Here is an 18,596-nt window from a genome sequence, read left to right on the forward strand (position 1 = left end):
CCCCGGCTCGCCGTCGCCGACGACGATCCGCGCCGATCCTGTACCACCCAACGCTGCCACACAACACAGGTAGCGCCGACATCGTGCCCCGATGTCACAGCGGCCCGTCCGCCGAGCCGGTGGCGGCGTCCGCCGGGCCGGTCGGGTACCGCAGGCGTACCTGCTCGGCCTGGTGGGCGATCACCTGGCCGAGCACCCCGTGCAGCCGGCCGCAGTCGAGGCAGTGCAGGTTCTCGTCGAGTCTCCGGCCGCCACAGCTCGCGCAGGTGCCCCGGTCGGCGCGGTCCCGGTAGCCGGCCAGCGCCTCGGCCAGGGCTCGGGCCAGGTGCGGGGTGAGCGGGATCGTCCCGGCGTCTCCGGCCGACCGGACCTCGACCGTGCCGACCGGCTCGGCCTGCGGCTCCGGGTCGTACGGCGCCACCCGCGCGACGAAGTCACGCAGCACGGCGACAGGATCGGGCGCTTTGTACGTGGACATGCGTATCACGCTATGCGACCGGCCGCCACCAGGGTGACCCGGCCGGTCGGGGCGCCGGCCGACCGCGATGATGGCAGTCGCTGCCGACCCCTGGAGGCACCCGTGCCCACCCCCGCACCCCAGTCCCCCGCCGAACCGCCGTCCGCCGAACCGCCGCCGACCGAACCACCCTCCGCCGAACCGCCGCAAGCCGACGCGTCGCCGGCCGAACCATCGGGCGCCGAACCGCCGTCCGCCGACGCCCCGACCACCACCGGCCAAGCCGGCACGGACCTGCCCGGCAGCGGCCAAGTTGGTACAGACCGGGCCAGCACCGGCCGACCGAGCACGATCCGCCCCGCCGAGCGGGCGCTGCTCCGGCCCCGGCGTCGGGCACTGGCCGCGCTGGCGGCGGTGGCCGCGCTGCTGGTGGTGGGCGTGGTCAGTGCGCTCGGTATCGCCACGCCGAGCCCACACGGTGCCGACGCACCGGCCGACGAGTTCAGTGCGGAACGGGCGTACCGGCATCTCGGGACGATCGCGGCGGAAACCCACCCGGCGGGCAGCCCGGCCGCCGACCGGGTACGCGGGCACCTGGAGAGCACGCTGCGTGGTCTCGGCATCGCCCCGGAGGTCCAGGACACCGTGGCGAAGGAGGCGGGCCAGCTCAGCGGCGGTTCGGGCGGCGCCACGCTGGCCCGGGTACGCAACGTGGTCGCCCGGATCCCCGGCACCGACCCGACCGGCCGGGTCTTCCTGGTCGCCCACTACGACTCGGTGCAGGTCGGTCCGGGCGGCAACGACGACGGGGCCGGCACCTCGGCCCTGCTGGAGGTGGCCCGGGCGCTGACCGCCGGCCCCCGCCCCCGCAACGACGTGGTACTGGTCTTCACCGACGCCGAGGAGGCCTGCCTCTGCGGCGCCTCGGCGTTCGCCGCCGACCATCCGCTGGCCGCCGAGGGCGGCGTGGTGCTCAACCTGGAGGCGCGGGGCAGCACCGGACCGGTGATCATGTTCGAGACCTCGCTGCGCAACGCCGGCCTGGTGGGCGTCTTCGGCCGGGCCGCGCCGTACCCGGTCGGCACGTCGTTCGCGGTCGAGGTCTACCGGCTGCTGCCGAACGACACCGACTTCACCGCGTTCCTCGACCACGGCTTCACCGGGCTGAACGCGGCCTACATCGACGGCGCCGCGCTTTACCACACCCCGCTGGACACCCCGGCCAACGTCGACCGGGGCAGCCTGCAACAGCACGGGGCGAACGCGCTGGCGCTGGCCCGGGAGTTCGGCGCGGTGGACCTGACCAAGCTGCCGGCCGACGGGGACGCCACCTACTTCCCGCTCCCCGGCGGACTGGCCCGGTACCCCGGCTGGCTCACCCTGCCGCTCGCGCTGCTGGCGCTGGCCGGAGTCGGCGTACTGGCCTGGGTGGTCCGGCGGCGCGGACGCGCCTCCTGGCCCCGGCTCGCGGCCGGATTCGGGCTGGCCCTGCTGCCGATCGTGCTGGCACCGGTCGGGGCGCAACTGCTCTGGGCGGCGGTCACCGCGATCCGGCCCGGCTACGCCACGCTGCTCGACCCGTACCGTCCACTGTGGTATCGGCTGGCGGTGGTGGCGTTGGCCGCCGGGGTGCTGTTCGGCTGGTACGCGCTGACCCGACGGCGTGTCGGGCCGGCGGCGCTCGCCGTGGGTGGGCTGGGCTGGCTGGCCGTACTCGGGGTGCTGCTCGCCGTACTGGCCCCCGGCGGGTCGTACCTGACCACCCTGCCGGCGCTGGCCGGCGTACTGGCCGGACTGGTGGCGCTGGCCGTACGCCAGGACGGTCCGTGGGCGGTGGTCGCGGTGACCGTCGGCGCGGCGGTCGGCGTACTCCTGCTGCTGCCCACCGTGGTGCTGCTCTTCCCGGCGCTCGGCATGGCGATGGGCGGCGTCGGTGCGCTCTTCGCGGTGCTGCTCGGGCTGGCCGCGCTGCCCGTGGTCGACCTGCTGCACCCGGAGGCCGGCGGCCAGCGCGGGATGGCGGCGCTGCGGGCCCGGCGGCGCGGTGGGCTGCCGGTCCTGGCCGCGCTGCTCGGCACCGTGCTCTGCACCGGCACCGGCCTCGCGGTCGACCGGTTCGACGCCGCGCATCCGGTGCCGACCCACCTGATGTACGCGCTGGACACCGACACCGGTACCGCCCGTTGGATCAGCGAGGAGACCGACCCGCAACCCTGGACCGACCAGTACGTCGACGGCCCGGCCCGGATCGGCGACACGTTCCCGATCTTCGGTGACGAGGAGGCGCTCGCCGGTCCGGCCGAGCCGGCGACCCTGCCCCCGCCCCGGCTCGACCCGCTCGCCGACGTCACCGACGCCGGGCTGCGTACGCTGCGTCTCCGGCTCGTCCCGCAGCGACCGGTACGGTTCGCCTCGCTGCACGTCGACCCGGCGACCGCCACCGTCGTCTCGGCCCGGGTCGCCGGCCGGGAGGTCGGAGTCGACGGGCCGGGTCCGTTCGGCGTGGTCTTCCACGCACCGCCCGCCGAGGGGTTCGAGGTCGAGCTGCGGCTGAGGCCGACCGGGAGCGGCCCGGTCCGGCTGCGGGCGATGGACGCCAGCGACGGCCTGGCCGGGCTGCCCGGGTTCCGCCCCCGGCCGCCCGGTGTCGGCATCGTCGGCTCGCACAGCTCCGAACTGGTCGCGGTGGCCCGGACGTATCCACTCTGACCCCGCCGGGGTCGACGGCTGTCCCACCTCCGACGACCCCGGTTGCCGTCCGTCCGCCGATAACGCGGACGGTTGTTCCACCGCCGACGATCCGGGTTCCTGCCCGTCCGCCGACCGCCTGGACGGCTGCCCCAACGCCGACGACCTGGGCGGTTGTCGCGCCGCTGGGCCGGCGGTGCCGGTATCGGTGTTGCCGGGCGGCGAGTCCGGTGTAACGGATCCGTGCCCGTCGGCGCCTTCAGTAACAGGACATCCGAGATGTCCGGCGACGACCCACCCATCACAACGGGCCAGGTGCGGTGGGTCGGGACTCCGGCCGGTGGCGATCCGCCGCCGGCCGGAGCCCATGCCCGCGTCGCGGGTCAGTGCCGGTGGTTTCCGGCGTCGCCGTTGTCCTGGTCGGCGATGAACGCCGCGATCCAGGACAGCGGTGCGTTCCAGTTGATGGTCAGTTCGTTCGTCGCCCAGGACTCGATGTCGTCGATGTAGCAGAACTGCGGCGCGCAGCCGCGCAACTTCTGCTGCGCGACCGGATCCTGGATGGCCGAGTTCGGGCCGCCGGAGAGGGTACCCCGGGGCGGGTTGGGCAGGTCGGGGTTGAGCTGGCGGGCGTACCAGCGGCTGTGCTGGTTGCGCGAAGCCACCTCGCCGTAGCCCGTCACGTACGACTGGTTCAGCGCGTTGCGGCCGAGGACGTAGTCCATGGTCTCCAGCACCCCGTCCCGGTAGCGGTCCTTCCCGGTCAGGTCGAACGCGGTGGCCAGCACGATCGCGTTGTTGACGATCAGGTTGTTGGAGCCCCAGTCGAAGAGGTTGTCCGACGGGTTGTACGGGATCCCGTACGGGTGGGCCTTCAGGGTGGCCAGATAGCGGTCGGCGCCCTGGGCGACCGAGGCGCGTACCCGGGCCCGGTCCGGCAGGTTGCTCGGCACCGTGGCCAGTTGCAGCCGACCGAGCGCGGCGGTGTTGCCCCAGTCCATCCCGCGCTCCCGCCACACGTCGCCGGCGTGGTGCGGCGAGGCGAGCACGAAGTCGCGGTACTCCTTCGCCCCGGTGGTCAGGTACAGCTCGGCGGCGGCCCAGTAGAACTCGTCGGTGACGTCGGCGTCGTTGTAGGCGCCACCGCCGTTGGCGTCGGCCGGGTCGGCGTACCGCTCGGGGTTGGCCTTCGCGGCGGTCCAGGCCGTCTTCGCGGCGGCCAGGTTGCGGTCGGCGAACCGCCGGTCGTACGGCTTGAAGACCCGGGCCGCCTGGGCAGCCGTGGCGGCCAGGTTGAGCGTGGCGGCGGTGGACGGCGGGTGCAGTTCGCGCCGCTTGTCGTCGAGGTGCGGCAGCAGCGGCAGGCCGGTCCAGGAATCGTCGTGGATCTTGTGGTGGGCCATCCCGGCCAGCGGCTTACCGGCCGGCACCTGCATCTTGAGCAGGAACTCCTGCTCCCAGCGCGCCTCGTCGAGGATGTCCGGCACCTTGTTGCCGCTCTCCGGCAGGTTCAGCGTACGGTCGCCGAGTTTCCACGGCTGGCCGGTGCCGGCCCGGGTGGAGCGCTCGTACTCGCTCATCAACTGGTGCACCGAGATGCCGCCGTTGACCACGTACTTGCCGTGGTCGCCGGCGTCGTACCAGCCGCCGGAGACGTCCAGGGTGTAGTCGCAGACGCCGGGCTGGCAGGGCACCGAGGTGTCGCCCTGGTTCGGCGCCACTCCGACGTGTCCGGCCGGGCGGCCGTAGCCGGGGCGCAGCGCGTCGGAGATCGCGGTACCGCTGCGCTGGGTGTAGTAGAACTTCAGCGCGTCGGTACGCAACTGCTCGTAGAAGTCGGCGCCGATGTCGAACGGACGGCTGGTCTCGCCGTCGGCGGTCAGCGTGTAGCCGGTGCCGGGTCGGGTGAAGTGTCCGAAGTCGATGGTGTGCACGTTCTGCCCGGAGGAGCGGTCGACGCCGCGCGGCGTGGTCCGGCCCTGCTTGACCAGCCGGCCGGCACCGTCGCGGAGTTGGAAGGGCAGCGCGCCGGTCGCCTCGGTGACCACTGTGGCGTTCTTCGGCCCCTTCGGCAGGTAGCCGACCTGGTTGACCCGCACCCGCGGGCCGGTGTCGGGAACGTAGACGTCCGGTTCGGCGCCGCCGGTCAGCGAGATGTTGTCCAGGCAGACCGTCCACGGCTCAACACTGCCGCCGAGTTGGAAGGCGACCTGGGCGTTCGGCAGGTCGACCGGGGAGGTGAAGGTGTAGCGGTAGTCGTTGCCGGAGACGCTCAGCTCGGGACTCGCCGACAGGTACTGCGTGTACGGGTCGACTGGCAACTGGACCAGCGCCCGGCCGACCTTGTTCGGGGTGGCCTGGCCGAAGAACCGGAACTCGTACGACTCACCGGCGACCAGTGCGACGTTGTCCTGGCCGATGATCACGTCCCACGGGTTGACGGTGCCGCCGGGTATCCCGGCGCAGAGCTGGCCGGTGCTGGAGTCGAGGGTGAGGTTGGCGGTGCCCCACCAGGGGGCGTGGCCGTTGTCGAAGGTGCCGTTGACGATCTGCTCCGGTGCCTCGTCGGCTGCCGCCGGGGCGTACGCGGACGCGCCGGGTGCGGTGAGCAGGCTGGCGGCGAGTGCCGCGACGGTCGCGGCGGCGAGCGAGCCCTTCGGTACGAGGTTCGGTGGAACGGTACGCGGCGAGCGGGGTCTGAGCACGTCATTCCTTCCGGTGGGCGGGCGGTGGCCGGTGGCTGGCCGGTACCGCGCCGGGCAGGGGGTGGCACGACGTGGAGCAAGATCGATGGAAGCGCTCCCAGTCCGGGCTACCGGGAGATTGACATCGAGTTTCCGGCCTGTCAACCGGTCGCCCCGGCGCACCACACCGGTTGACCGCGATAAATCCCACTGAAGCGGGACAGCGTCGCACCGTCCATCCCGGACGCCGACCGATCGGCCCACCACCCGACACTCCACGGCGGACGACACACCCCCGTACCGGACGACCCGCCGGGCCGGGCTCCGCCCGAAGTCGGGTCGGCTCCGCCCGAGGTCGGAGCGGCCCCACAACCGCACGGAACCCTTTGACAACGCAGAGTAGTTGCCGAAGCCGGCGCTCGAATCGAAACTCCTGGTCTCCGGCAATTTCGACCGGCCGGACGACCGGGCCTTCCGCCACCCACGGTAATTCGCGGCTGCAATTTCCAGCCGATGCCGGCGCGGGCGAATCAATATTGACGCCCTAGGGTGTCCGACCCCGTCTCCGCAACCGGGTATCCGGCAGCTGACGAACACTGGACCGGTAAGACCTCCGTTAATATGGCCTAATGGCGGCATCCCGACGACCCGACGTCTTGGTTATCGGCGCGGGCGTCATCGGGCTGTCCACCGCCGTCCGGCTCGCCGAGGCGGGGCTGCACGTCCAGATCCGGGCCGCGCGCCCGCCGCAGGAGACGACCTCCGCGTCCGCCGGGGCGAGCTGGGGGCCGTACGAGTTGGCCGACGAACGCATCCTGCACTGGAGCGAGCAGACCCGGCTCATCCTGGAGGAGATCGCCAAGGACCGGTCGTCCGGCGTCCGACTCGTCCGTGGCCTGGAGGTGGCGCCGTTCCCACTGGACCCGCCGGCCTGGGTCCGCGACCTCAGCGACTTCGAGCCCTGTCCCGCCGACCAACTCCCGCCCGGCTACGTCAGCGGGTGGCGATACACGAGTCCACTGGTCAGCATGCCGCGTTATCTGGGATATCTCACCCGGCGACTGGGCGATTACGGCGTCCCTATCGAAATCGGCACGGTGGGCTCATTCAAGGAACTGGCCGGCGCCGCCCGGGTGCTGGTGAATTGCACCGGACTCGGTGCCCGCTATCTCGTTCCGGACGACCAGGTCTTTCCGACCCGGGGACAACTGGTGGTCGTCGACAATCCGGGAATCCACACGTTCTTCCAGGACTGGGCCGAGCACGAGGACATGACCTACATCCTGCCGCACGACGACTACGTCGTACTCGGCGGCAGCGCCACGCCCGGCTCGGAGAACCTGACCCCGGACCCGGCCCGGGCAGCGGCGATCGTCGACCGGTGCGCGGCCGTCGAGCCGCTGCTCCGCTCCGCCCGGGTCCGGCGCATCCTGGTCGGACTGCGGCCGAGCCGGCCGAGCGTACGCATCGAGCGCGATCTTGTGGACGGCAATGTGCTCATCCACAACTACGGTCACGGCGGCTCCGGGCTCGCCCTTTCCTGGGGATGCGCCGACGAGGTACTCGCGCTCAGCGAGTTGACCTGACGACGGGCGCACAATTCGCGTTGACGTGTTTCCGCAGGCAGGAAGTCCGACTGTGGAACGGCGGATATCCGACTGACAGTCGGCACCGGACTGTTACACCATGACGCCACGACAACCGGTAAGGTCCGCGTCCGGTTGACCCGCCACCGGAGAGGTACGGTGAGAATCCCATGATCCGTAAGTACGGCAAGGCGATCGCCGCCGTCGCCGGAGCGGCGCTCACGGTCGCGTACGGAGCCCTTTCCGGTGACCAGCGCATCGAGTCGGACGAGGCGGTGCAGATCGCCATCGCCGCCGCCACCGCCATCGGCGTCTACCTGGTGCCGCTGACTCCGCAGTACCGGTGGGGCAAGACCGCTGTCGCCGTGGTGCTGAGCGTGCTCCAGGTACTGGCCACGGTGATCCTCGGTGGACTGGACTCCAACGAGTGGATCGCGCTGCTGCTGGCCGCGCTGACCGTACTGGGTGTCGGGGCGGCCCCGGCGGTCTCCACCAACGGGACCAGCAACCAGTCGCCGCGCCAGCCCAGCACCAGGACCAGCCAGCCGGCCTGACCGACCAGGGTCGGCGCCGGGCGGCGGCCCGTCCCGGACCGGACGGGCCGCCGCCCGGTTCGGCGGTACCCGCTCCCGTCACCCCGGCCCCGCCAGGCACTGCTCGGGCACTAGTCCGACGGACCGGATCAGCGCGTCCGGTCCGCCGGACAGGATTGGTCCTCGCCGGTCGCCTCGTGCCCGGCCGCGCGTTCAGCCGTCGGGCCGGGTCAGTTTGGCGGCCAGTTCGGCGGTCCGGTCCCCGAAGGCCGCCCTTAGCGCCGTCGCGACGTCGTCCAGGTCGCGGGCGCCGAGGCCGGCCAGCACGCCGTCGATGATCCGCTGCTCGTCCACCGGAGCGCGACCGAGCAACTCCTGCTGCTTCGCGAGCAGTACGGCCTGCTGGGTCGCCAGGTTCTGCACGGTCGCCCAGGTGTACTCCGACAGCGCCCGCTGCGACACCGGTTTCATGCCCATCCGCTTGGCGAGTCGCCCGACCCCCGCCGACTGGTACGGCTGCGCGGTCCGCAGCCCGTCGATCACGTTCTCCCTGCTCACCCCGTCCTCCTTCCGTCGTACCGGCACGACCGGCGTCGTCCGCACCGGAGCGGGCGCGGCCGGCCTCGGTGCGGTCCGGACCGTTCGCTCGGTGCCGAGCACGATCGCGACGATGCGTCTCATCAGGCTCCGGTCGGCACAGTGCCGCCGGTCGATCGTCAGGTGCCAGTGCTCAAGGTGACTCCGGTCCGAGGAGGTACGCCGGTTGGCGACGTTGCTCCAGCCGGTCACCGTGTGCCCGTTGGTGGTGCCGAAGACCTCCCGGACCTCGTCGAGCTGGCCGGCCCGCATGGCCCGGATCAGCCGCCCGGTCTGGGCGATCATGAGCCGCTCGTTGTTCCGGCTGCCCCACGCGCCCGGGGTGAAGTCGACCCCGCAGACGTACCGGCGCTGGAGGGCGGTCAGGCCGGACTGCACGGTGTACGACCGGGACCGGGCGTACCGCGAGCGGAGGATCCACTCCTGTGACCGGTGCGCGCCCCGCAGGTGCCGGTTGTCGCCCTTCGTCCCGCAGGCGCTCCGGGGCCGACCGGTACGCCGGCACAGCTCGTCGCCGAGCCAGTCCAGCTCGGCCGTAACGACCTCGCGGTTCCACCACGACTCCACCCGCAGGTCGGCGTACGTCGGCATCGCACCACCCCACCGGAACCGGAAACACGACCCCCGCTCGGATATCCCAGCCCACCGTCGACACCCGACACAGCCGGCCGGCCGACACCGTCGGGTTGGATTGCCGACAGCGGAGGCCCCGGCGAGCGACAGAAAAGATCTTGTGCCCCGCCGAGCCTTCCGATGCGCGTCGATGGCCGGTTACATGGCCTTAGCGGCCCGGACACGCCGGTCCGCAACGTTGAGGGCTCCCGTACCCCCAGAGCCCCGGGAGGCACCTGTGTTCCACATCCGACGTCGCCGTATCCGGCTGACGATCACCGTCACCGCCGCCACCGCGGCGATCGCCGCGTCCCTGCTGGTCGCGACCCCGGCCGGCGCGACACCGCCCGGCATCCCGTCCAAGGCCACCGCCCAGTCCAACCTGAACGCGCTGACCGTCGCCACCCAGGGCGCCATGACCGGTTACAGCCGGGACCTGTTCCCGCACTGGATCACGATCAGCGGTGCCTGCAACACCCGGGAGACGGTGCTGCGGCGCGACGGCAGCGGGGTGAGCGTGGACAGTTCCTGCTACCCGACCTCGGGTAGCTGGTACAGCCCGTACGACGGGGCGACCTGGACCAATCCGGCCGACGTCGACATCGACCACATCGTGCCCCTCGCGGAAGCCTGGCGGTCCGGGGCTAGTTCGTGGGCGACCAGCCGCCGCCAGTCGTTCGCCAACGACCTGAACGGCCCGCAGTTGATCGCCGTCACCGACAACGTCAACCAGGCCAAGGGCGACCAGGACCCGTCCACCTGGCAGCCGAGCCGGACCGCCTACCGCTGCACGTACGCCAAGATGTGGATCCGGACCAAGTACAACTGGGGCCTGCACCTCCAGTCGGCGGAGAAGTCGGCGTTGCAGACCATGCTGAACACCTGCACCTCCTGACGCCGTGACCCGGCCGGCCCCGACCACGATGTCGGGGCCGGCCGGTCCGGGTTCGGACCGCGCCGCTACCCGGCGTAGGTCTCGAACTCGGCGACCCTCGGCGCGCCGTTCGAACTGGTGATGTCGAAGGTGATCTTCTTCAGCGAGGTCTGCGCGAAGGTGATCACGCCCGCCCCGCTGCCGGAGGTCAGCACCGCACCGGTGTCGGCGTTGAGCACCCGCCAGGACCCGATGCCGCCGGCCGCGCCGGACGCCTCCCGGATGTTGATCCTGGAGACCGAGGTGGCCGAGCCCCACTTGATCGAGATGGAGCCGGTCGCGCCGGCCGGCGACCAGTACGTGCCCATGTCGCCGTCCCGCACGTTGCCGTAGCTCGTCCCGCTGGCCTTGCTGGAGCCGTCGGCACCGGCCCCGAGGCTGAGGTTGGTCCCGCTCGGCGGCTGGGTGGGCGTACCGGGGTTGGTCGGGGTGGGTGTGGTCGGCCGGGGCGTGGGGTTGGTCGGCCCGGTCGTCGGCGTGGTCGGTACGCAGTTGCCGTTCGACACCTGGTTGCCCCTGTTGGCCCCGGCCGTCTGGCTGACGATGTTCGGCACGCAACTCGCCCCGTCGAGGGTGTAGGGGTACGGGATGCTGACCGTGGTGTTGGACTGCGGGTTGGGGCCGGCGGGGTTGGTGTCCTCACCCGGGGCGGACCAGGTCACGTTGTCGAAGATGTTGCCGCTGACCTGCCAGTAGCCGGCCTCCGAGGTGTAGAAGGTGCCCAGCACGTCCTTGGAGTTCCGGAAGTAGTTGTTGTCCACCTTGGCCCGGGCGCCAGCCCGGGAGTTGATCCCGGACTCGTGCAGGCTCACGTACGAGTTGTTGTAGATGTGCGCGATGCCGCCACGCAGCAGGGGCGTACGGGAGTCGATGTTCTCGTACAGGTTGTGGTGGTAGGTGAGGAACCCGTTGGCGCGGTCGCTCTCGCTGGACCCGACCAGGCCACCCCGGCCGGAGTTGCGCAGGATGCTGTAGGAGAGCGTCACGTACTGGACGTTGTCCTTCAGGTCGAAGAGGCCGTCGAAGCCCTCCGCCTCCCCGCCCGACGCCTCCAGCGTGACGTGGTCGACCCAGACGTTGCGGACGGTGCTCTCCATCCCGATGGCGTCACCACCGTTGGAGGTGGGCGAGCCCGACTTCTTCACGTTCCGGACGGTCACGTTCTGGATGATGATGTTGCTGGAATCGCGGATGTGGATGCCGAGCTGGTCGAAGACGGCCCCGCCGCCGACGCCGATGATCGAGACGTTGCTGATCTGCTTCAGCTCGATCACGCCGGCCGCCGTGTTGCAACTGTCGCCGGAGACCTTTGTGGTGTTGCCGTGGTTGATGGTCCCGGTGACCTCGATGACGATCGGGGTGCTGCTGCTGGCCCGCCCGCACAGGGCGGCGTGGATCGCGGTTCCGGTGCTGGCCCGGACGGTCTGCCCGCCCGCACCGCCGGTGGTCCCGCCGTTCTGGGTGGCGTACCCGGTGACGCCGCCGGTCGCCGCCGACGCGCCGGGCACGGTCAGGGTCACCCCGACGGCCGCCGCGACGGCCGTGGTGGCCAGCACGGCACAGAGTCGTAGTACGGCTGGTCGTCTCATCCTCGTTCCGCCTCTCCTTCGTGTTCGAATCCGGATCGGCTCCACCAGGTCGATCCACCAGCGCCAGGAAAGCGCTTTCCAAAGCGAGGATAGAACGCCGTCTATCGAAATGGCAAGATCCTGTCCGCCGGCTTCCGTAACCTGGGTCGGTGCGATTCGGAGTGCTTGGGCCGCTGGCCGTCTGGACCGACCACGGCGAGCCGGTCACGATCCCCGGCCGCAAGGTCCGGGCCCTCCTGGCCGACCTGCTGGTCGGACAGGGACGGCCGGTCTCGGTGGACCGACTGGTCGAGGACCTCTGGGGTACGACACCACCCGCCGACCCCACCGCCGCGCTGCACGTACGCGTCTCGCAACTGCGCCGGGCACTGGCCGGTGCCGAGCCGGACGCCCGGGACCTGGTGGTCTCCCAGGCCCCCGGCTACGAACTGCGCACCGCCCCCGACGCCGTCGACGCGGGAACGTTCACCGCACTCGTCGGGCAGGCACAGGCGACCGACGACCCGCGTACCCGGGCGGGGCTGCTCGCCGACGCGCTGGCGCTGTGGCGGGGCGGCGCCCTGGCCGACTTCGCCGACGAGGAGTTCGCCCGTACCGCCGTGGCCCGGTGGGAGGAGCAGCGGCTGACCACCGTCGAGGCGTACGCGGAGGCCCGGCTGGACCTCGGCGAACACGGTGAACTCGTCGGCGAGCTGGCCGAGCAGGTGACCCGGCACCCGTACCGGGAACGGCTGCGGGCGGCGCACCTGCGGGCCCTGCACCGGTCCGGCCGCACGGGCGAGGCACTGGACAGCTTCCAGGAACTGCGGCGCGGCCTCGCCGACGAACTGGGCCTGGATCCGGGGCCGGAACTCGCCGCCCTGCACCGCGCGATCCTGGCCGGCGACCCGGCCGAGAACGCACCGGCACCCGCCCGCCGCCGACTCCTGCCCAGCGTGGCCCTGCCGGCGCCGGTGACCGAACTGATCGGCCGGGAGCACGCCGTCCGGCGGGTACGCGAACTGCTGGCCGCCGGCCGGCTGGTCACGCTCACCGGCCCGGGCGGGGTGGGCAAGACCAGCGTGGCCCTCGCGGTCGCCCGGACGGCGGTCGAGGCGTACCCGGACGGGGTCTGGCTGGTCGACCTGACCTCCTGGGACGGGTCGGGCGACCCGGCCGAGCCGGTGCTGGCCGTACTGTCGATCCCGGACGCGCCCGGCGGTGCGGAGCCGGCGGGTGCCCGGCTGGCCGCCGCGCTGCGGGAGCGGCGGATGCTGCTGGTGCTGGACAACTGCGAGCACGTGATCGAGCCGGTGGCCGGGCTGGTCGGCGGGCTGCTGCCGGCCGCGCCCGGCCTGCGGGTCCTGGCCACCAGCCGGGAGCCGCTGCGGCTGCGCGGCGAGGCCCGCTGGGACCTGCCGCCGCTGGACCTTCCCGACACCGACGACCCGGACCGGCTCGCCCGGTCGTCCGCCGTACGGCTGTTCCTGGCCCGCGCCGGGCTGGCTCCGACACCGGAGACGGTGGCCGGGGTGGCCGAGGTGTGCCGGCGGTTGGACGGCATCCCGCTGGCGCTGGAACTGGCCGCGACCCGGGTACCGGTGCTGGGCGTGCCGGAGCTGGCGGCCCGGTTGCGGGTGCCGCAGGACCGGTTCGGGCTGCTGGCCACCGGACCGCGCGACGCGCCGGCCCGGCAACGCACCCTGGCCGCGGTGATCGACTGGAGCTGGCGGCTGCTCGGCGAACCCGAACGGGCCCTACTGCGCCGGCTGGCCGTGCACTCAGGCGGCTGCACCCTGACCGCCGCCGAGACGGTCTGTGCCGACCCCGGCACGCCGTCCGGCACGGTGCTGGACCTGCTCGCCGGGCTGGTGGACCGCTCGCTTGTGGTACGCGGCGACGGGCCCCGGTTCCGGCTGCTGGAGTCGGTGTCCGCGTACTGCCTCGACCGGCTGCGCGAGGCCGGCGAGGAGACGGCGGTACGGCGTCGGCACGCCGACCACTACCTGGCGCTCGCCGAGCGGGCCGATCCGGAACTACGCGGGCCCGGCCAGCGGGAGTGGCTGCGCCGGCTGGACGCCGAGGCCGCGAACCTGCGGGCCGCACTGGACACCTTCCGGCGCGAGGGTGCGGCCGAACCGGCGCTGCGGCTGGCCACGGCACTGGTCTGGTACCGCTTCCTGCGCGGCCGGCTCACCGAGGCCCGGCGGAGCCTGGCCGCCGCGCTGGCCGTACCCGGTGAGGTGCCGGACGCGGTCCGGGCCACCGCCGAGGCGTGGCACGCCGGCCTGGCGATGCGGCAGGGACAGGCCGGCCCGGAGCAGGCCGCCGAGGTGCTGCGCGGGTACGAGAAGGTGGCGGACCCGCTCGGGCAGGCGCGGGCCGAGTGGTTCCTGGCCGCGTCGATCATCGACTTCGGGGACGTGATTGCCAGCGGGGAGCTGCTGGCCCGGGCACTGGAGACGTTCCGGGCGGCCGGGGACCGGTGGGGCGAGGCGGCGGTACTCAGTACCCGGGCGATGCTGGCGCACTGGCGGGCCGACCCGGTCGCGCTGGAGGCCGACGCCCGGCGCGGCGCCGAACTCTTCGGCGAACTGGGCGACGACTGGGGCGTACTCCAGGCGACCGACTGGTTGATCGGGCACGCGGACCTGACCGGCGACTGGGCCGAGGCGGCCCGGCTGAGCCGGGACGGTCAACGGATCGCCGAGGAGTTGGGACTCTGGTCCGACGTGGCCGGTCGACTGGCCTGGCTGGCCTGGATCTCGACGCGGCTCGGCGACTACCCGGGTGCGCTGGAGCACGCCGAGCAGGCGCGGCGGCTCGCCGCCGAACAGGGGCTGCTCGCCGGGGAGGTGTTCGCCACGATCGGACTCGCGTACGCCGCCCGTCGGGACGGCCGGCTCGACCTGGCGGAACAGCACCTGCGCTGGCTGCTGGCCTCCGCCCGGCAGCAGCAGACCGGTGACGCCCACCCGCCGTACCTGGCGATGGTGCTGATCGAACTGGGCATGCTGGCCGGGCAGTGCGGTGACCCGGCGGCGGCGCTGGCCTGGCACCAGGAAGCCTTCGACGTGGCCCGGGAACAGAACTCCCCAGCGGAGACGGCGACGGCGCTGACCGGGATGGCGGACGCGCTGGTCCGGGACGCGCGGACCGACGGGTCCGGGCCGGCGATCGGCGTGGCGGCGCAACTGCTCGGGGCGGCCGACGCCGCCCGACGCGGGGCCGGGCACCGGTTCTCCGACTTCGACCGGGCCGAGCTGGACGGGATCACCGAAGCGGTGCGGGCCGCCGCCGGGGCGGACTTCGCCACCCTGTTCGCGCGGGGCGGCACGCTCAGCACCGATCAGGCCCGATCCCTGCTGGCAGACCGGGACCGGGCCTGACGACGGGCTGCCGGGCCTACTTGGGTACGTAGACGTGCACGACGATGCCGGAGTCGAACCGGTCGACGTCGGCCAGCCTCAGATGGGTGGTGTCGAACCCGGCGCCCTCGAACAGGTGCTTGCCGGCGCCGACGACGACCGGGAAGTACCAGAAGTGGAACTCGTCGACCAGGCCGTGCTGCACCAGGGTGCGGTCCAACTCGCCGGTGCCCCACTTCAGGATGTTCCGGCCCGGCTGCTCCTTCAGCCGGGCGACCTCCTCGGCCACGTCACCCTTGATCAGACTGGCGTTCCAGGTCGTCTCGGTGAGCGTGCGCGAGGCGACGTACTTCGGCATCGCGTTCATCGCGTCGGCGCCGGGATCGCCGGCCCGGGACGACCACGCCTCGGCGAAACCCTGGTACGTCACCCGGCCCAGCAGCAGGGCGTCCGCCGAGTTCATCAGCTTCTCGGCGTAGCCGGCGTGGTCGGCGTCCCAGTACGGCTGGCCCCAGTGCTGCGGTTCGGCCCGGGACGCGGTGGACGGGCGGGTGTCGTCGATGATCCCGTCCAACGAGACGAAGGTCGACTCGATGAGCTTTCGCATTGGTCTCTGCTCCTCTGTGCTGGTCCCCTGCCGGCGCTCCCCGATGCCGCCCGCCTGATGAACCCACTCTGCTGGAAACCCCTTACGGTTTCCTTCCGCCGGGCCTACGGTGCTAGCCGTGGCTGACGTGACCCTGCGGACGGCGGATGCCGGCGACGTTCCGGCCGTACTCGACCTGTGGCGGAGGGCGGCCGAGGACGCGCACCGGCCCGTCGACACGGCACGGGCCGTTGCCGGGCTGGTCGCGCGCGACCCCGAGGCGCTGATCCTCGCCGTACGGGACTCGGTGCCGGTGGGCTCGGTGATCGCCGGCTGGGACGGCTGGCGGTGCCACCTCTACCGGCTGGCGGTGGCGCCGGAGTGCCGGGGGCTGGGGGTCGGACGGTTGCTGGTGGAGGCGGCCGAGGAACGGTTCCGGCAGCTCGGCGGAATCCGGGTCGACGCGATGGTGCTCGACGACAACGGGTTGGGCCAGCGGGCGTGGCGGGCGCTGGGGTACGAGCCGCAGGCCGAGTGGTCGCGCTGGGTCAAGCCACTGCCGGCCCAGCCGTAACATCACTCTTCCGACTCCGAGAGGCGATGACCTTTCGCGTTCGGGGCGGCATCCTGAACGGGTACGACCCGTTGCCATGAGGAGTTGCCGTGACCGCGATCGTCGGGCTGGTCCACGATGGAGTCGTCTACATCGGCGGCGACTCCGCCGGCGTCTCCGGGTACTCGATGACGGTCCGCGCCGACGCCAAGGTCTTCCGGATCGGCCCGTACGTGTTCGGGTTCACCACCTCGTTCCGGATGGGACAGCTCATCCGATACGCCCTCGTCGCGCCCACTCCTGCCGGCAACCTCGACCGGTTCATGGCGACGACCTTCGTCAACGCCGTACGCGAGTGTCTGAAGGAGGGCGGCTGGGCGAAGAGGGACAACGACCGGGAGGAGGGCGGGACGTTCCTGGTCGGTGTGCGCGGCCGGCTCTTCACCGTCGAGGACGACTACCAGGTGGGAGCGAGCGCGGACGGGTACGCGGCGGTCGGCTGCGGCAGCGAGATCGCCCTCGGAGCGCTGTTCGCGACCGCGCGTACCTCGATGCCGCCGAAGCAGCGGGTCACCATCGCCCTGGAGGCGGCGGAGCGGTTCAGCGCGGGTGTCCGGGGACCGTTCCTGGTCAAGAAGGCGCGCCGGTTCGACTCCGACGGACGGAAAACGCCTGCTACTTCCATCTGAAGTGGACGAAGAGCCGGCCGAAGTTCTTGGAGTCCTTCTCGACCCGGTGGTAGAGCTGCTTGATCTCCTTCTGGTCGAGGAAGCGGAGCACCCGCTTCTTGAGCTGCCCCGACCCCTTGCCCGGGATGATCTCGACCATGGTGGCCTTCTTGGCCACCGCCTCGTCCATGATCCCGCGCAGTGCCCGGTCGATGTCGTGGCCCTTGTTGAAGATGTCGTGCAGGTCGAGCTTGAGCTTCATCGGCGGGTCCCCGGCCGGGCAGCGTCCATGGCACCCGATGGTAGGCGCACCGGCCGGGCGGTGCCGACGGCCGGCGCGCCGCTCCGGCGGGTCACCGTCGGCCGCCGACCCGGGTCTCGACGCGCTCCAGCGCGATCCGGTAGTCGTCGTTCTCCGCGTACATCGCGGCGGCGATCCGGAGGTGCCGGAGGGCTTCCTCGGGGCGGCCGACCCGCTCCAGGGTGCGACCGAGGACATGGTGCGCGTAGTGGTCGCTCGGGTCGCGTTGTACCAGTGTGCGCAGGTGCTCCTCGGCCCGGGCGAGCTGGGCCGACTGGAAGTACGCACGGGCCAGCAACTGCCGTACGGAGGCGTTGTCGGGCTCGGCCTCGACGATGGGCTCCAACAACCGGGCAGCTCCGGACGGGTCCCCGGTCTCGAAGTACATGGTCGCCCGCCGGTACTCGGCCAGAAGATCCACTAGACCCACCTCCTCGTATCGCGACTACTTCCCCCCGACGCTGACACAACACCGCCAGCAGCGCGACTGTTCCGACCGACGAGATCACGACGGTGCGGAAGGGCGTGGCCTGCCGTCGACCTGGACACCAGGTGCGCTACCGCCGCCGGGTAACGCCTCCGGTGTCCAGGTCTGTCGGATGGGCGGGCGGCGGCGGGCCAGGTGGGCGGACCCGGTCAGGTCCGACCGGAGCGCAGCTCCCAGGCGCGTACCCCGCCGAGGATGCCGGCGCTGTTCGGCACCACCACCACGTCGTCGCCCATCCGGGTCACCTGCTCCGGCCGGACCAGCCGCGAGTTTCCGCCGCCCAGGTAGAGCCGGTCCCAGAGGAAGACCGGGCGCAGCCCCTCCACCACTCCCTGGACCCGACGCGACCAGAAGGCGTCCCCGAGCCGGCGCCGCTCGTGCTCGCCGATGTAGGTGTCGTAGCTCATCCCCCACCGGACCGGAGCCTGGGACAGTTCCAGGTGCGGGGCGAGCAGGCCGCCGTCGAAGAGCGCGCAGCCGAGCCCGGTGCCGAGGGTGAGCACCAGCTCCAGTCCGGTCCCGGCGACCACACCGGCGCCGTGCACCTCGGCGTCGTTCAGCACCAGCGTCGGCATGCCGAACGCGTCGGTGAGCGCGCTGCGCACGTCGAAACCCGACCACTCGGCGACCAGGTCCGGGTCCGGCTTGGTGCGCGGCCCGGCCCGGGTGACGTAGTGCGGGGTGGCCACCACGACGCCGTGCCGGAGCATGCCGGGCATCCCGACGGTGACCCGGTCGGCCGCCGGCAGCCGGCCGCCGAGATCCAGCAGCGTCTTGACGAAGAGCGCGGTCGGCAACGGGTACGGGGTCGGCACCCGCAGCGGCCGGGTCCGCATCGTGCCGGCGTCGTCGAGTACGGACGCCTTGATCCCGCCGCCACCGCAGTCGACCGCCAACGTGGTCATCACAGGGATCAGTGTGCTCCTCCGCCGACCGGCCGTACCCCGGTGGCGGGACACCGCACCTCGACAGGC

General features: G+C 72.2%; 15 protein-coding genes. 7 read left to right on the top strand and 8 right to left on the bottom strand.

Annotated elements, in window-relative coordinates; translation table 11 throughout:
* Nucleotides 1–94: 94 nt before the first annotated feature.
* Nucleotides 95–478, bottom strand: coding sequence for a hypothetical protein (locus Pen02_RS23420; RefSeq protein WP_203868191.1), 384 nt, complete (start codon nucleotides 476–478; stop codon nucleotides 95–97).
* 330 nt (nucleotides 479–808) lie between these two features.
* Here Pen02_RS23420 and Pen02_RS23430 point away from each other — a divergent pair, with 330 nt between their 5' ends.
* Nucleotides 809–3,166 carry a M28 family peptidase gene (locus Pen02_RS23430; protein ID WP_239141168.1) on the top strand — a complete coding sequence of 786 codons (2,358 nt, stop codon included), beginning with the start codon at nucleotides 809–811 and terminating at the stop codon, nucleotides 3,164–3,166.
* A gap of 362 nt (nucleotides 3,167–3,528) precedes the next feature.
* Here the strand turns inward: Pen02_RS23430 and Pen02_RS23435 are convergent, their stop codons facing one another.
* On the bottom strand, nucleotides 3,529–5,850 hold the full coding sequence (locus tag Pen02_RS23435; protein ID WP_203868192.1) for a glycoside hydrolase family 9 protein: 2,322 nt from the start codon (nucleotides 5,848–5,850) through the stop codon (nucleotides 3,529–3,531).
* A gap of 608 nt (nucleotides 5,851–6,458) precedes the next feature.
* Between Pen02_RS23435 and Pen02_RS23440 the strand changes: the two genes are divergently transcribed.
* A complete protein-coding gene (locus tag Pen02_RS23440; protein WP_203868193.1) occupies nucleotides 6,459–7,415 on the top strand; it encodes an FAD-dependent oxidoreductase in 957 nt (318 codons plus the stop codon).
* Between the two features lie 170 nt (nucleotides 7,416–7,585).
* A complete protein-coding gene (locus Pen02_RS23445; protein ID WP_203868194.1) occupies nucleotides 7,586–7,969 on the top strand; it encodes a hypothetical protein in 384 nt (127 codons plus the stop codon).
* A gap of 192 nt (nucleotides 7,970–8,161) precedes the next feature.
* Here the strand turns inward: Pen02_RS23445 and Pen02_RS23450 are convergent, their stop codons facing one another.
* A complete protein-coding gene (locus Pen02_RS23450) occupies nucleotides 8,162–9,136 on the bottom strand; it encodes a hypothetical protein (RefSeq protein WP_203868195.1) in 975 nt (324 codons plus the stop codon).
* Nucleotides 9,137–9,431: 295 nt separating this feature from the next.
* Here Pen02_RS23450 and Pen02_RS23455 point away from each other — a divergent pair, with 295 nt between their 5' ends.
* Entirely contained in the window at nucleotides 9,432–10,052 is a 621-nt protein-coding gene (locus Pen02_RS23455; protein WP_372445655.1) for an HNH endonuclease family protein, read from the top strand.
* A gap of 65 nt (nucleotides 10,053–10,117) precedes the next feature.
* Here Pen02_RS23455 and Pen02_RS23460 read toward each other — a convergent pair whose 3' ends face one another.
* The gene (locus tag Pen02_RS23460) at nucleotides 10,118–11,680 is read right to left on the bottom strand and encodes a pectate lyase family protein (RefSeq protein ID WP_203868196.1); all 1,563 of its coding nucleotides are present in this window, start codon (nucleotides 11,678–11,680) and stop codon (nucleotides 10,118–10,120) included.
* Nucleotides 11,681–11,829: 149 nt separating this feature from the next.
* Here Pen02_RS23460 and Pen02_RS23465 point away from each other — a divergent pair, with 149 nt between their 5' ends.
* Nucleotides 11,830–15,048 carry an AfsR/SARP family transcriptional regulator gene (locus tag Pen02_RS23465; protein WP_203868197.1) on the top strand — a complete coding sequence of 1,073 codons (3,219 nt, stop codon included), beginning with the start codon at nucleotides 11,830–11,832 and terminating at the stop codon, nucleotides 15,046–15,048.
* Between the two features lie 16 nt (nucleotides 15,049–15,064).
* On the opposite strand, the gene Pen02_RS23470 is transcribed toward Pen02_RS23465, so the two are convergent.
* On the bottom strand, nucleotides 15,065–15,634 hold the full coding sequence (locus Pen02_RS23470; protein WP_203868198.1) for a dihydrofolate reductase family protein: 570 nt from the start codon (nucleotides 15,632–15,634) through the stop codon (nucleotides 15,065–15,067).
* Between the two features lie 118 nt (nucleotides 15,635–15,752).
* On the opposite strand from Pen02_RS23470, the gene Pen02_RS23475 reads away from it, so the two are divergent.
* Nucleotides 15,753–16,187, top strand: coding sequence for a GNAT family N-acetyltransferase (locus tag Pen02_RS23475; RefSeq protein ID WP_239141122.1), 435 nt, complete (start codon nucleotides 15,753–15,755; stop codon nucleotides 16,185–16,187).
* A gap of 89 nt (nucleotides 16,188–16,276) precedes the next feature.
* The gene (locus Pen02_RS23480; protein WP_203868200.1) at nucleotides 16,277–16,855 is read left to right on the top strand and encodes an Ntn hydrolase family protein; all 579 of its coding nucleotides are present in this window, start codon (nucleotides 16,277–16,279) and stop codon (nucleotides 16,853–16,855) included.
* Here Pen02_RS23480 and Pen02_RS23485 read toward each other — a convergent pair.
* The 3 genes from Pen02_RS23485 to Pen02_RS23495 all read right to left on the bottom strand — a co-directional run bounded on the left by Pen02_RS23485 (nucleotide 16,842) and on the right by Pen02_RS23495 (nucleotide 18,530).
* Nucleotides 16,842–17,096 (bottom strand): Smr/MutS family protein, encoded by a 255-nt coding sequence (locus tag Pen02_RS23485; RefSeq protein ID WP_101368268.1) that lies wholly within the window; start codon nucleotides 17,094–17,096, stop codon nucleotides 16,842–16,844. The two genes, Pen02_RS23480 and Pen02_RS23485, sit on opposite strands and share 14 nt — an antisense overlap.
* 91 nt (nucleotides 17,097–17,187) lie before the next feature.
* Nucleotides 17,188–17,556: a tetratricopeptide repeat protein gene (locus Pen02_RS23490; protein ID WP_203860757.1), complete on the bottom strand. Its 369-nt coding sequence runs from the start codon at nucleotides 17,554–17,556 to the stop codon at nucleotides 17,188–17,190.
* 215 nt (nucleotides 17,557–17,771) lie between these two features.
* On the bottom strand, nucleotides 17,772–18,530 hold the full coding sequence (locus tag Pen02_RS23495; protein WP_203868201.1) for an ROK family protein: 759 nt from the start codon (nucleotides 18,528–18,530) through the stop codon (nucleotides 17,772–17,774).
* Nucleotides 18,531–18,596: the final 66 nt, after the last annotated feature.

The sequence above is a fragment of the Plantactinospora endophytica genome (genome assembly GCF_016862915.1).
In the GTDB taxonomy this organism is placed as follows: Bacteria; Actinomycetota; Actinomycetes; order Mycobacteriales; family Micromonosporaceae; genus Plantactinospora; species Plantactinospora endophytica.

Bases quoted from the DNA above. Each gene is read 5' to 3' on its own strand.
- Pen02_RS23420 (WP_203868191.1), bottom strand. From the start codon at position 478: ATGTCCACGTACAAAGCGCCCGATCCTGTCGCCGTGCTGCGTGACTTC.
- Pen02_RS23440 (WP_203868193.1), top strand. From the start codon at position 6,459: ATGGCGGCATCCCGACGACCCGACGTCTTGGTTATCGGCGCGGGCGTC.
- Pen02_RS23445 (WP_203868194.1), top strand. From the start codon at position 7,586: ATGATCCGTAAGTACGGCAAGGCGATCGCCGCCGTCGCCGGAGCGGCG.
- Pen02_RS23450 (WP_203868195.1), bottom strand. From the start codon at position 9,136: ATGCCGACGTACGCCGACCTGCGGGTGGAGTCGTGGTGGAACCGCGAG.
- Pen02_RS23460 (WP_203868196.1), bottom strand. From the start codon at position 11,680: ATGAGACGACCAGCCGTACTACGACTCTGTGCCGTGCTGGCCACCACG.
- Pen02_RS23470 (WP_203868198.1), bottom strand. From the start codon at position 15,634: ATGCGAAAGCTCATCGAGTCGACCTTCGTCTCGTTGGACGGGATCATC.
- Pen02_RS23485 (WP_101368268.1), bottom strand. From the start codon at position 17,096: ATGAAGCTCAAGCTCGACCTGCACGACATCTTCAACAAGGGCCACGAC.